Source organism: Brachybacterium tyrofermentans (genome assembly GCF_014897585.1).
GTDB classification, from domain to species: Bacteria; Actinomycetota; Actinomycetes; order Actinomycetales; family Dermabacteraceae; genus Brachybacterium; species Brachybacterium tyrofermentans.
The window spans coordinates 1-12,477 of the sequence record NZ_JABUXW010000028.1 but is presented as its reverse complement, the minus strand read 5'-3'; the positions used below and the strand labels follow the sequence as shown (position 1 = coordinate 12,477).

At 70.5% G+C, this 12,477-nt stretch carries 13 protein-coding genes; 6 read left to right on the top strand and 7 right to left on the bottom strand.

Going from position 1 to position 12,477, the window contains the following annotated elements; all coding sequences use genetic code 11:
* Nucleotides 1-2: 2 nt before the first annotated feature.
* From pstC to mshD, 5 genes are all read right to left on the bottom strand, one after another.
* The gene (gene pstC, locus INT49_RS17165; protein ID WP_319021683.1) at nucleotides 3-1,016 is read right to left on the bottom strand and encodes a phosphate ABC transporter permease subunit PstC; all 1,014 of its coding nucleotides are present in this window, start codon (nucleotides 1,014-1,016) and stop codon (nucleotides 3-5) included.
* A 99-nt stretch (nucleotides 1,017-1,115) separates the two neighbouring features.
* On the bottom strand, nucleotides 1,116-2,252 hold the full coding sequence (gene pstS / locus INT49_RS17160; protein WP_193118967.1) for a phosphate ABC transporter substrate-binding protein PstS: 1,137 nt from the start codon (nucleotides 2,250-2,252) through the stop codon (nucleotides 1,116-1,118).
* A gap of 256 nt (nucleotides 2,253-2,508) precedes the next feature.
* Nucleotides 2,509-3,084 carry a DUF4190 domain-containing protein gene (locus INT49_RS17155; protein ID WP_193118966.1) on the bottom strand — a complete coding sequence of 192 codons (576 nt, stop codon included), beginning with the start codon at nucleotides 3,082-3,084 and terminating at the stop codon, nucleotides 2,509-2,511.
* 143 nt (nucleotides 3,085-3,227) lie between these two features.
* Nucleotides 3,228-4,172: an NUDIX hydrolase gene (locus INT49_RS17150; RefSeq protein WP_193118965.1), complete on the bottom strand. Its 945-nt coding sequence runs from the start codon at nucleotides 4,170-4,172 to the stop codon at nucleotides 3,228-3,230.
* 3 nt (nucleotides 4,173-4,175) lie between these two features.
* Nucleotides 4,176-5,111, bottom strand: a complete 936-nt coding sequence (gene mshD, locus INT49_RS17145; protein WP_193118964.1) for a mycothiol synthase — start codon at nucleotides 5,109-5,111, stop codon at nucleotides 4,176-4,178.
* Between the two features lie 138 nt (nucleotides 5,112-5,249).
* Here mshD and INT49_RS17140 point away from each other — a divergent pair, with 138 nt between their 5' ends.
* The 6 genes from INT49_RS17140 to INT49_RS17115 all read left to right on the top strand — a co-directional run bounded on the left by INT49_RS17140 (nucleotide 5,250) and on the right by INT49_RS17115 (nucleotide 10,148).
* On the top strand, nucleotides 5,250-5,999 hold the full coding sequence (locus INT49_RS17140) for a hypothetical protein (protein ID WP_193118963.1): 750 nt from the start codon (nucleotides 5,250-5,252) through the stop codon (nucleotides 5,997-5,999).
* Between the two features lie 176 nt (nucleotides 6,000-6,175).
* Nucleotides 6,176-6,808 (top strand): FABP family protein, encoded by a 633-nt coding sequence (locus INT49_RS17135; RefSeq protein ID WP_193118962.1) that lies wholly within the window; start codon nucleotides 6,176-6,178, stop codon nucleotides 6,806-6,808.
* Nucleotides 6,801-7,943 (top strand): CAF17-like 4Fe-4S cluster assembly/insertion protein YgfZ, encoded by a 1,143-nt coding sequence (gene ygfZ, locus INT49_RS17130; RefSeq protein ID WP_193118961.1) that lies wholly within the window; start codon nucleotides 6,801-6,803, stop codon nucleotides 7,941-7,943. Before INT49_RS17135 ends, ygfZ begins: the two co-directional genes overlap by 8 nt.
* Nucleotides 7,944-8,040: 97 nt before the next feature.
* The gene (locus INT49_RS17125; RefSeq protein ID WP_193118960.1) at nucleotides 8,041-8,475 is read left to right on the top strand and encodes a hypothetical protein; all 435 of its coding nucleotides are present in this window, start codon (nucleotides 8,041-8,043) and stop codon (nucleotides 8,473-8,475) included.
* Nucleotides 8,472-9,761, top strand: coding sequence for an FUSC family protein (locus INT49_RS17120; RefSeq protein ID WP_193118959.1), 1,290 nt, complete (start codon nucleotides 8,472-8,474; stop codon nucleotides 9,759-9,761). Before INT49_RS17125 ends, INT49_RS17120 begins: the two co-directional genes overlap by 4 nt.
* A gap of 66 nt (nucleotides 9,762-9,827) precedes the next feature.
* Entirely contained in the window at nucleotides 9,828-10,148 is a 321-nt protein-coding gene (locus INT49_RS17115; RefSeq protein WP_193118958.1) for a DUF2516 family protein, read from the top strand.
* Nucleotides 10,149-10,480: 332 nt separating this feature from the next.
* On the opposite strand, the gene fbaA is transcribed toward INT49_RS17115, so the two are convergent.
* Complete coding sequence (gene fbaA, locus INT49_RS17110) at nucleotides 10,481-11,506, bottom strand: class II fructose-bisphosphate aldolase (protein ID WP_193118957.1); 1,026 nt, start codon at nucleotides 11,504-11,506, stop codon at nucleotides 10,481-10,483.
* 136 nt (nucleotides 11,507-11,642) lie between these two features.
* The gene (locus INT49_RS17105) at nucleotides 11,643-12,308 is read right to left on the bottom strand and encodes a TrmH family RNA methyltransferase (protein WP_377802393.1); all 666 of its coding nucleotides are present in this window, start codon (nucleotides 12,306-12,308) and stop codon (nucleotides 11,643-11,645) included.
* Between the last annotated feature and the right edge of the window lie 169 nt (nucleotides 12,309-12,477).

The window sequence follows — 12,477 nt, the reverse complement described above, 5'->3', positions numbered from 1 at the left end:
CCTCAGCTCTTGACGCCGCTGCGGGCGACGATCCAGCGGGCAAGGGCGTTGATGATGAAGGTCAGGACGAACAGGACCAGGCCGGTGAAGATGAGCAGCGACATGTCGGTGCCGGAGGCCTCCGCCTGCTTGGAGGCGATGTTCGCCGCGATCGACTGGTGCATCCCGACCTCGAGGATGTGGAACGAGAACGTCGCGCCGGGCGCGAGGATCATCAGCACGGCCATGGTCTCGCCGAGCGCACGGCCCAGGCCCAGCATCGAGGCGGCGACCACGCCGGACTTGCCGAAGGGCAGGACCACGGTGCGGATGGTCTCCCAGCGGGTGGCGCCGAGGGCGAGAGCCGCCTCCTCCTGCAGGCGCGGGGTCTGCAGGAAGATCTCGCGGGCCACGGCCGTGATGATCGGCAGGATCATCACGGCGAGCACGATCGCGGCGGAAGCGAGGTTGCGCATGGGGGCGGTGGGGTCGCCGGCGAACAGGGCCACGACCGGCTCGCCGCCCACGAAAGGCACGAAGCCGGGCCAGGAGGGCCAGGTGCCGAGGGTGGAGTTCAGGAAGAGGTAGAGCGGCTCGAGCTTGGGGACCAGCCAGATGCCGCCCCAGAGCCCGTAGACCACCGACGGCACTGCCGCGAGCAGGTCGATCATGTATCCCAGGCCGGAGGCCAGCCGCCGCGGAGCATAGTGCGAGATGAACAGCGCGATGCCGATCGAGACCGGGATCGCGATGGCCAGGGCGATCGCCGCGGCGAGGATCGTGCCGAAGATCAGCGGGAGCGTGGTCTCCAGGAGGGAGAACGCCGAGGCATCCCCGATGATCTCCTTGCTCTCCATCACGGCGGGCATCGACTCGGTGGTGAGGAAGACGGCGACGAGGGCGAGGGTCACGAAGATCAGGAGGCCCGAGCCGATGCTCAGGGCGGAGAAGACCGAGTCGCCCATGCGGCGGCGGCTGCTCGCCATGGAGGGAGAGGTCGCCTCCGGGGTCTTCGGCGTGACGTCAGTGGTGCTCACAGGGGCCTTCCTCGGAGCTCACGGAGTGGGGGGCGGTGGCGCGGGTGTGCCGCCGGGCCAGGACCGGCCGGGCGGCACACCCGCGCGCAGGAGAAGTGATCAGCCGACGGAGATCGCGTCGACCGCCTTCTGGGCCTCGGCGGACATCTCGGAGGACAGCGGCGCGGAGCCGGCGTTCTCGGCGGCAACCTGCTGGCCCTCCTCGGAGACGAGGTAGGAGGCGTAGGCCTTCACGGCGTTGCCCTCGGCGGAGTCGGCGTAGGAGCCGCACAGCGCGAGGTAGGAGACCAGGACGATCGGGTAGGTGCCGGCCTCCTCGGTCGTGCGATCGAGGTCCACGACGATGTCGTTGTCCTCACGGCCCTCGGCACGCGGGGAGACGTCGACGGCCTTGGCCGCGGCGTCGGCGCTGTACTCGACGAACTCGCCGCCGACCTTGATGGCGGCGGTGCCGAGGTTGCCGGCCTGGGAGGCGTCGGCGTAGCCGATGGTGCCGTTGCCGCCCTCGACGGTGGAGATCAGGCCGGAGGTGCCGTCACCGGACTGGCCGCCCTCGATCGGCCAGGTCTCGATCGGACCGTGGGTCCAGGCATCGGGGGCCGTCTCGGAGAGGTACTCGGTGAAGTTCTCCGTGGTGCCCGAGTCGTCGGAGCGGTGCACCGGGACGATGTCCAGGTCAGGAAGCGTGGCGTCGGGGTTGTCCGCAGCGATCTTCGGGTCGTTCCAGTTCGTGATGTCGCCGGCGAAGATGGCGCCGATGACCTCGGGCGACAGGTTCAGCGAGTCGACACCCTCGATGTTGAAGACCACGGCGATCGGGGAGATGTACACGGGCAGGTCGAAGGCCTGCTCGCCGTTGCACACCTCGGCGGAGGCTGCGAGCTCCTCCTCCTCCAGGGCTGCGTCGGTGCCGGCGAACTTGACCTGGCCGCTGAGGAACTGCTCGCGGCCGGTGCCGGAGCCGGTGGGGTCGTAGGTGACCGTGAGGTCGCCGCCCTCGGCCTGGGTGAGACCCATGAACGACTCGGTCCAGGCCGTCTGCGCGTTCTGCTGCGAGGAGGCGCCGGAGCCGGCGAGGTTGCCGGTCAGCTCGGCGTAGCCGCCGCCCGCGGCGGCGCCGCCGCCGTCGGATCCGTCGCTCCCGGCGCCGGAGGAGTCGCCGCAGGCGGAGAGGGCGAGACCGCCGACGAGGCTGAGCGCGGCGAGGGAGACGAGCTTGTTCTTGCGAACGTTCACTGCAGGTCCTTTCGGGGGCCGAGGGCCCGAGAAGATGTGGAGACGTCGTGCGGGGATGTCTGACGCCGCTGACGCTAAGGAGCGCAGGTGACACCGCGCCCGCCCTTGCATGAACTCCAGATGAACAGCCCGATAGTCCCCATGAACTCGCAGGTCAGGGGGTAAGGACGATCAGGTCACAGTTGGTGCACGGCGGCACCCGGCCCCGGTGGCCACGGGCTGGCCAGGAGGCGATCACGAGGTGAGCGGAAAGTGCTCAGGCCGACTCCACGGCGGCCAGGATGACGAACAGCAGCACCATCAGCAGGAGGATCCCGAGGATGAGGATGTTGAGGACCAAGCCGGCGATGGCAAGGCCGCGGCCGCCGCGGGGAGTGCCGCGCGTAGGTGAGGTGTCGCGCATCCCGAGGATCGAGAAGACGATGCCGACGGGAGCCAGGAGTCCGGGGCAGAGGAGGAAGGAGAGGATCCCCAGGATGAATCCGGTGATCGCCGACCCCGAGGTCGCGGGCAGCGGGGCGTACAGCCCGCCCGGGTAGCCGGCGTGCTGGGGCCCTCCGGCGAGGCCTGTCCCGGGCTGACCCGGATAGCCGGTCCCCGGGTAGACGGAAGCGGGGCCGTAGGGAGAGGGGTCGTAGGGAGAGGGGCCGACGGACCCCTCCGGGACGACCGCGTAGGGATCGGTCTCGCGCGGTCCCTCCACGTGCTGCCCCTCAGGGAGGTGTCCCGTCGCGTAGGGGTCGGCAGCCGGATACCCGTCCCAGCTCGTCCCCTGGTTCTCGGGGTACCCCCGGTCGTCAGACCTTCCGGAGTTCACGTCCCACTGGTTCATGCTGATCGTCCCCTCGTCCGTCGTCCGTCGTCCCTCGTCCCTCGTCCGTCGGCCTTCGTCACGGCGTTCTCACGTCACCGCGTTCTCGCGCCGCGGCGTCCGTTCGCTGCGGCGTCCCCTCGCCCTGCCGCGGCGGCGACCGCTCACTCGATGTTGGGCAGGTGCCGTTCGATCGCGACGACCGCTCCCTGCGGCGTCGTATGCAGCATCAGCGCCTCGCCCGCGGCGAGGAACGGGTTCGACTTCGGGAGCTCGAGGGCCGCGCTCGCCTGCGCGACGGCCCGTACGGCACCGATCACCGTGGGCAGCACCGGGCGGTGGGTGCACACCACGGTGCCCCGACCCTCGTGCAGCACTCGCTCGATCACGGCACGGGTCCGGGAGGGGTGCTCCTGGTGCGCGTGCTCGGTGAGCTCGTCCTTCGTGCGGATCTTCAGGCCCTCCACCCGGGCCAGCGGTTCGATGGTGGACACGCAGCGTTCCCACGGGCTGCTCAGCACGCTGCGGGGATCGAAGGCGTCGATCAGCGGCGGAAGGGCGAGGGCCTGCTTGCGGCCCTTCGAGTTCAGCGGGCGGCTCGCCTCCCCCTTGCGCCACTTCGCGCGGGAACGGGCCGCGCCGTGCCGCTGCACGATGATCGGCACGGTCACGAGCTCCACGTCCTGCTGGAAACGACGCAGGGTCGCCAAGCAGACCTGGTCCCCTTGACGGGTCAGCAGCTTCTCGGCCGCGTCCAGACGGACCCACTTCACCTCGTCGATCTCCTGGGCATCCACGGGGCCGGGGGCCGACTTCGCCCGCACGGTGCCGCACCAGTACTGCACGATCTTGGTGCGACCGTCGGGCAGGAGGTAGACCGCGGCCGGCAGGGGGCGGTGCAGACGCACCCGGTACCCCGTCTCCTCGACGACCTCGCGCACGGCGGCCTCGGGGAAGGTCTCCCCCTTGTCGAGCTTCCCCTTGGGGATCGACCAGTCGTCGTAGCGGGGCCGGTGCACCAGCAGCACCTCGAGGCCCTTCTTCCCCTCGCGCCAGGTGAGGGCACCGGCGGCGAGGACGGGGGGCGGCTTCCCGGGAGCAACGCGCATCGATCAGCCCTTCCCTGTCGGACGCATCTGCACGTCGCGGCCCGAGACGACGAAGCCCCAGTTCTCGTACAGGCGCAGCGCCGGGGCGTTGTCGGCCTCGACGTACAGCTCGACGCCCGGCACGTCGGCGGTCCGGAGCCGCTCCAGCGCCGCCGCCAGCAGGAAGCCGGCCACACCCTGCCCCTGCACCGAGGGGTCCGTCGCGACCACGTAGATCTCCGCGTCCGACGGCTGGATATCCGTCGGCTCTGCGCCGCCCTTCGCGGCCTGCTCGGGCGCCTCGCGCTTGATCCAGACGAAGCCGACCAGCTCTCCCTCGTAGCGCGCCACCACCATGTCCTGGGCGTCGAACCAGGGCTCGGCCATGCGCTGGTCCAGATCGGCGCGGGTCAGGGCGCCCTGCTCGGGATGGTCGGCGAAGGCGAGAGCATTGACCTGGACCCAGCGGTCCGCGTCCCGGTCCGCGTCGAAGGCATCCAGGTGCAGCCCCTCGAGCCGCGGCGCGGGAACCGGAGCGAGGGGATGATCGGCGTCGAGCGGGCGGTGCAAAGTCAGCAGCCGACGGGTCTCCTGGAGACCGGCGGCGGCGAGGAACGCGAGGGACCCCTCGAGCGCACCGTGTGCCCACACGCCGGGCTCGTCGTGCAGGTCGAGGGCCGCCTGCAGCAGCGCGGTGCCGTGCCCGCGTCGGCGGTGCGCGGGATGGACCATGCCCTGGACCGTGCCGTCGGTCAGCACGCTCGCGTAGCCGAGCAGCCGATCGCCGTCGGCCTCCCCCGTCGGCTCGTGCTCGAGGAGGAGATGGTGTGCGTCTCCCCCGGCGACAGCGAGTCGTGCCGCTTCATCCAGAGGGGCGACTCCATCGTGGGCGGTGACCGTATCGAGCAGGTCACGGGCCGCGTCGCGGTGGGTCTGCGACAAGGCAGCCGTCGTGATCATGAGGTCCTTCCGAGCATCAGAACGAGGTGCCGAGTATGCCCCTGCCTGCGGGCACTCGTAGACTGACACTGTAGCGCCCGTCCGACCACGCTCGTCGGCGACTGCGAAGAGACCGGAACCGAGTGCGAGGGAGGCATCATGACCGCTCCCGAGCGCGCCCCGCTCAGCGCCGCTCTCGCGCTCCTGCTGACCCTGGTCTCCCTCACCGGCCCCGCCTCGCCCGTCCTGATGGGCATCGCCGTCGGGGCGATCGCTCTGCTGGCGGGCATCGGCTGGCCCAATCTCCTGGAGCTTCCCTCCGCCCTCGGCACACGGATCGTGATCACCACGGTCGGGATCGCGGGCGCCGCCGTCGCCGTCTCCGCCCCTGAGCGCTTCACGCCCGTGTCCGGGATCCTGATGGTCTGCGCCATCGGCGTGTTCGCGGCGTTCGTCCAGCAGATGCTCCGCGCGGATCGTCGTGAGCTCACGGCCTCCCTCACCGGGACGGTCGCCGGCGTGTTCCTCACCGGCACCGCGGCCTGCTGGGTCATCGCCCAGGTGGAGGCCGTCCAGCTGGGCCGCGAGGGCCTGGTCGCGTCGATCACCGCGGGTCTGGCGGCGACGCTCCTGCTCAACATCGCCCCCATGCCGGCCACGCTGCGCTTCGTGGTCGCCCTCGCCGCCGGCACCGGCATCACCGCCCTGCTCGCCACGAGCCTGACCGGGATCGCGCTGCCGATCGCGATCGGTGCCGGGCTCCTGACCGCGATCGGTGCCGCCTGCACACAGCTCCTCGTCGGCTCCTCGCTCGTCGCGAAGGAACCGCTTCCGTCACTGGCGGTGGGTGCCGTCCCCGTGGCGACGATCGGCGTGGTCGCCCACCTCGCCGTGATCCTCATCCCCTGATCTGTGCCGGTCACCACCCATGCCTCACGGGTCGATCCGGGGCGATAGACTCCGGGTATGAGCGCTCTCTCCCTGTTCTTCATCGCACTGGTGGTCCTGGTGGGCCTCGGAACCCTGGCCTTCGCCATCCTCGTGCTCACCCGCCTGTTCAACCGCTGATCGTCTGAGCAGCCCCCATGCCCATCTCGCTCGACACCTCGCTCCCTGAATCGCTGTACCCGCTGGCCTGGCTGGTGGGCACCTGGACGGGTGAGGGTGCGGTGCATCGCCCCGGGGACACGGACGTTCCCGACCGTCGCATCGAACAGCAGCTGGTCTGCACCGCCCGTGAGGACGGCACCCTGGCCTGGCGGTCCACGATCCACGAGGTCGACGACCCCGCACCGTTGCCGCCCACCAGCGCTTTCGCCCGGGACGACGCCGCTGCGCCCGCCCCCGCGGGATCCGGCGAGCGCACGCTGCTGATGCGCGAGGACGGCATCTGGTCCGTCGGCGACGCCGTCCCCGGTCAGGACCTCGCCGCGGCGCGTGCCGCCAAGCCCGGCGACCCGGCCGCCTTCGTGTCCCATGCGCTGCAGGCGCGCTTCGAGCGCAGCGACGGCGCCGAGGAGAGCTGGGCCGGCGAGGTCCGTGGACCACGCATCCAGCTCGCCCGTGCCGCGCAGGAGGGCGCCGAGGTCACCGACACCCGGATGTTCGGGTACATCAACGGTCGCCTCATGTGGCTGTGGGAGCACCGGGTCCCCGCCACCGACACCGAGGGGTCGACCATGGCCCCCTACCTCTCCGTGGAGCTGAACCGTGCCTGATCCGTCCTCACCCCTTCCCCGTCTTCTGAGCGCGGGGGCCGTGCTCGGCAAGGGCCCCGATGCCGCCGTCCCCGCCCATTACGGTGCGCCGCTGCGGGAGCAGCGCCGCCTGCTGGATCACCGGGCGGTCGTCGACCTGGGCCAGTTCGAGGTGCTCGAGGTGCGGGGAGCGGATGCCCGCTCCTGGATGACCACGATCACCTCGCAGGTTCTGGCCGGGACCCCCGTCGGCTCGTCCTCGAGTCTCGCCGTGCTGTCCCCGCAGGGTCGCGTCGAGCACCTCGCCTCGGCGGTCGTCCTCGACGAGGACGCCCTGCTGCTGGTGCTGGACGCCGGGCGGCGCGCCGGCCTGCGCACCTACCTGGAGATGATGCGCTTCGCGGCGCGCGTCGAGCTGATCGACCGTGATGACCTGCGCGTCCTCGGCGCCCTGGCACCCGCCGCCGAGGTGCTTCCCGAGCTCGGCCTTCCCGATCCCGTCGCCGTTTGGTCCGAGGCCTGGCCGCAGGTCGCCCCGGGCGGCGTGGCGTACGGCCCGGATCCGGAGGATCCCGTCGGCGCCGTGCTGACCGTGCTCGAGGCCGAGTTCCTGCCCGGGCTGCCGTGGCGCGCAGAGCACCTGGCCGGGATGAGCTCCTGGGAGGCGCTGCGGATCGCCGATCATCGCGCCCGTGCGACCCGTGAGGTCGACGAGCGCACCATCCCCCATGAGCTGGATCTGCTGCGCACCACCGTGCACACCACCAAGGGCTGCTACCGGGGGCAGGAGACCGTCGCGAAGGTCCTGAACCTCGGGCAGCCGCCACGCCGCCTGGTGATGCTGCACCTCGACGGCTCCCGGGACGTGCCCGCCGCGCCGGGCGGAGAGGTGCGCCTGGGTGGGTCCGACGGCAAGCTCGTCGGCACCGTCACCTCCGCGGCGCTGCATGCGGACCTCGGCCCGATCGCCCTCGCCGTGGTGCGCCGCGCGGTCCCGCTGGATGCGGCCCTGTCGGTGCAGGTCGTGATCGGCGCGTCCGACGACCAGGACGAGGCGTCGATCTGGCTCGACGCCTCCCAGGAGCCGATCGTGGTCCAGCGCGACCACGGCGAACGCCCGGCCACCGCCAAGCTCGGAGCCACGCCGGGACGCTGACATCTTCCGGCGCGTGCACGTCCCCACCACAGGATTCGCACGGCCCGGCCACGGCTTCCCCGAGCGCTCGTCACGCGGACCTGGAACAATGGATCGCATGAATGCACAGGGCGACCAGCAGGACTGGACCCGACACCGGCAGGAGGTGTTCGCGGTCAAGGAGCGAGCGCTGCACGCCGCCCGGCAGGCCGAGCACAAGAAGGCCACCGCGATCATCCGAGCGGCGATCGAGCAGTTCCGCGCGGCCGGCATCGCCCCGATCCCGCTGCGCGCGAAGCCCTACACCGGCTCCGGCAGCATCCGCACCGCGCTCGAGGGCTGGTACCTCAAGCAGGACCAGTCGCTGGCCGTGGACGCCGAGGGCCGGTACTACGTGATGCGGGTCGAGGGCGGGCTGCGGGCACGGCTGCAGGGCTCCTCCCCCGAGCCGACCCTCGCACCGCTGGTGGTAGGTCGCGGTGCACGCGACGGCGACACCTTCAACCTCGAGGACCTGCTGCAGATGCGGCTCGAGGATCCGGTGCGGCGATGAGCCCGAGCAGCGCCTCCCACCCGTCACGGCTCGAGCGGGCCCGCGGCGCGGTCGTCGGCTGGTTCAGCACCGGCCTGAGCCGCGGCCGCAATGACGTCCTGACCGTCGGCCGCGCCGCGGTCGCCGCCGCGCTCGCCTATGCGATCAGCGGCCTGCTCTGGAACCACGAGTTCCCCTTCTTCTCCTCGATCGTCGCCTTCATCATCATCGGCTTCGGCATCGAGAAGAAGATGCGCAAGATCGTCGAGATGGCCTCCGGGGTGATGTTCGGGGTGCTGCTGGGCGAGGTCGCCCGCTCCGTGATCGGATCCGGCACCTGGCAGATCCTCGTGGTCGTGTTCTGCGCCGGGATGACGGCACGCTTCATCGACAAGTCGAATCTCTTCGGCTTCCAGACCGCCATCCAGTCGCTGCTGGTGATGATCATGCCCATCACGCCGGGGATGACCCCGGGCGGCCGGGTGCTGGATGCGGTCACCGGTGTGGTGGTCGCGATCATCATCCACCTGCTGCTCTCCGGGGACCCCCGGCGCCTGCAGAGCCGCGCCGCGATCTCCTTCTACCAGGAGCTCGAGGACACCCTCGTCTCGCTGGCCCTGGCCGCGCGCAGCGGCGACCGGGGCGTCGCCCAGGCCGCGCTGGTGACGATCCGCGACACCTCCCAGAAGTACACGGACGAGTGGATGCTCGCCAACGACGTCGCCAACGAGATGGCCACCTTCTCCCCCACCGGGCTGCGCCATGCCGGCGACGTCGGACGCCTCGAGCACCTGCTGATCGGCTCCGACCGGGCGATGCGCAACATGCGGGTGATCGCCCGACGGGAGACCGAGTTCCTCGATGCCGTGCACGGGGATGCGCACTCCACGCTGGCCGATGCGCTGCTGGCCGCACGCGATGCCGTCACGGAGCTGGCCGCCGCGGTCGCGCACGACGAGGTCGACTTCACCACGGCACGCCGCAAGCTGCGCCTGTTCTGCTCGTACCTGACTCCGGAGATGCTCCTGCGCAACGACGAGGGCGTCCGGCCCGGCCGCGCCGGGCACTTCGAGGGCGTGACCCTGGCGATCCAGCTGCGCTCCCTCGCGATCGACCTGCTGCAGGCGACCGGTCTGACCTCCGTCGAGGCCAAACAGTTCCTGCCGAGCCTGGTCGTCGCCGCCGATGGCGATGCGATCGGTCCGAGGCCGATGACGCAGGAGATGCGAGCCCTGGAGCCGCCGGCCACCACCGAGGCGATCGAGCTGCTGATCTCGGACCGCTCGGATCCGGACCGCCGACGCTGATCCGGGATCCGGGATCCGGGATCCGGGATCCGGGATCCGCCCAGCCGGCCCCCGTATCCTGATCCGATGGTCGCTGTCATCCAGATGTGGATCTTCCTCGTGCTCTCCCTGGCCCTGCTGGCTGTGGAGGTCTGGGCGTTCGTGAACGCCCTGCGCTTCCGCGCCGACGCCTACGTCGCCGCGAGCAAGCGCACCAAGGTGTTCTGGTGCGTCCTCACGGGCGTGGCCATGCTGCTCGGCTTCCTCTCGCTGCCCTATCCCATCGGCCGCGGCGGCACGTCGATGCTGTTCATGCTCATCGGGATCGTGATCGCCGGCGTCTTCCTCGCCGATGTGCTGCCCGCCCTGAAGCGAGTCATGGGGCGCGCCGCCGGCAACCGCTGGTGAGTCGAGCCGCTGCACCGCTGAGCCGACCCGCTGCATAGCTGGGCCGACCCGCTGCATAGCTGAGCCGACCCGTTGCATAGCTGAGCCGACCCGTTGCATAGCTGAGCCGACCCACTGCAGCAGGTGGCGACGTCCGGGGCTGTGTCGTCGGCGGGCTGATGGTGACGCGAGGTGGCTATATAGCCAGCTCCCGTCGTCATCGGCCCGGGGGCGACGCCCCCAGGAACGACAGAACCCCGGAGCCGAAGCTCCGGGGTTCCTGTGTCGTGCGGCCTGCGCAGTGACCCGCGCGCTGACCAGTGCTGCTCAGCGGCAGCTCAGCTCACGACTGCTCAGACGTGGGTGCCGGCCGAGCGGAGGTTCTCCGCTGCCTCGACCAGGCGTGCGGCCAGTCCGGCCTCGGCCTTCTTGCCCCAGGCGCGGGGGTCGTACGCCTTCTTGTTGCCGACCTCGCCGTCGACCTTCATGACGCCGTTGTAGTTCTCGAACATGTGCGAGACCACCGGGCGGGTGAAGGCGTACTGGGTGTCGGTGTCGATGTTCATCTTGATGACACCGTTGTCGACAGCGGTCTGGATCTCCTCGATGGAGGAGCCCGAGCCGCCGTGCATGACGAGGTCGAACGGCATGTCCTTGCCGTACTCGGCGCCGACGGCCTTCTGGATGTCCAGCAGGATCGACGGGGTCAGCTTGACGTTGCCCGGCTTGTACACGCCGTGCACGTTGCCGAAGGTCAGGGCGGTCAGGTAGCGACCGCGCTCGCCCAGGCCGAGCTTCGCGGCCGTCTTCAGGCCGTCCTCGGGGGTGGAGAAGAGCTTGTCGCCATCGACATCGGCGACCACGCCGTCCTCCTCGCCGCCGACGACGCCGACCTCGATCTCGAGGATCTTCTTGGCCTCGACGGACTTCTCGAGCAGACGCTCGGCGATCTCGAGGTTCTCGTCGACCGGCACGGCGGAGCCGTCCCACATGTGCGACTGGAAGAGCGGGTTCAGGCCCTTCTTCACGCGGTTCTCGAGGTCCCACTCGATCAGGGGCTCGACCCAAGTGGGCAGAACCTCCTTGGCGCAGTGGTCCGTGTGGAGCGCGACGTTGATCGGGTAGTTCTTGGCGACCGCGTGCACGAACTCGGCGAGAGCGAGCGAGCCGGCGACGCGGTCCTTGACGGTGGAACCGGAGAGGTACTCGGCGCCGCCGAAGGACACCTGGATGATGCCGTCGGTGTTCGCATCGCTGAAGCCCTGCAGGGCGGCGATGGCCGTCTGGGAGCTCGAGACGTTCACAGCCGGGTAGGCGAACTTGCCCGCCTTCGCGCGGTCGATCATCTCTGCGTACTGATCCGGGGTTGCGACTGCCATGGGGCATTCTCCTTCGCTGAAGAGGGTCTGAGACGACCGGCGGCGTGGAGTTGCCGCGCAGGGTCGTTCGATCGTGCCCATTGTTCCACAGTGCGCTGGGCGACCACCGGTCGGAGGTCCCTGGCGGACACCGCCCTCAGCGCAGGGGCAGGTCGGGGATCTCCGCGTGCTGCAGGATCCAGCTGTGCATCGCGATCGCCGCCGCCGCGGCCACGTTGATCGACCGCGTGGATCCGAACTGGGTGATGCCCACGACGAGGTCCGCGGCGTCCAGGATCTCGGCGCTCACTCCGGGGCCCTCCTGGCCCACCACCAGCAGGGCGTTGCGAGGCAGCGCCGTGCGCTCCAGGGGCATCGCCCCGGGCACCAGATCGATCACCACGAGGGGTCGCCCCTGCTCCCGGGCCCATGCGATGAGATGCGCGGCGTCGGGATGGTGGATCTCGTGCTGGTAGCGGTCGGTGACCATCGCGCCGCGCCGGTTCCAGCGACGTCGGCCGACGATGTGGAACGCCCCCACCGCGAAGGCGTTCGCCGTGCGCACCACCGAGCCGATGTTCGCGTCGTGCTCGAGGTTCTCGATCGCGACATGCAGCTCATGGCGATGGGTGTCGAGCTCGGCGATGATCGCCTCGCGCCGCCAGTACCGGAAATGGTCCTCGACGTTGCGCCGGTCGCCGGCGGCCAGGAGCTCGGGATCGAAGTGGTCGCCCTCCGGCCACGGGCGCGGGTGCGGGCCGACGCCGACCACGCGCTCGGAGGCCGACGGGATCTCGGAGGCCAGTTGGGGCTCGGGGGTCAGCGGGGACTCGGGGGATGGCTGGGGCTCGGGAGGCGTCCCGGACTCCGCAGTCACCGGGCCGCCCCGGAGCCCGGGTCGCCCTCGGCGCTCTCCTGCTCCTGCTCCTGTTCCTGTTCCTGCTCCTGCTCCTGCTCCTGCTCCTGCTCCTGCTCCTGCTCCTGCTCCTGCT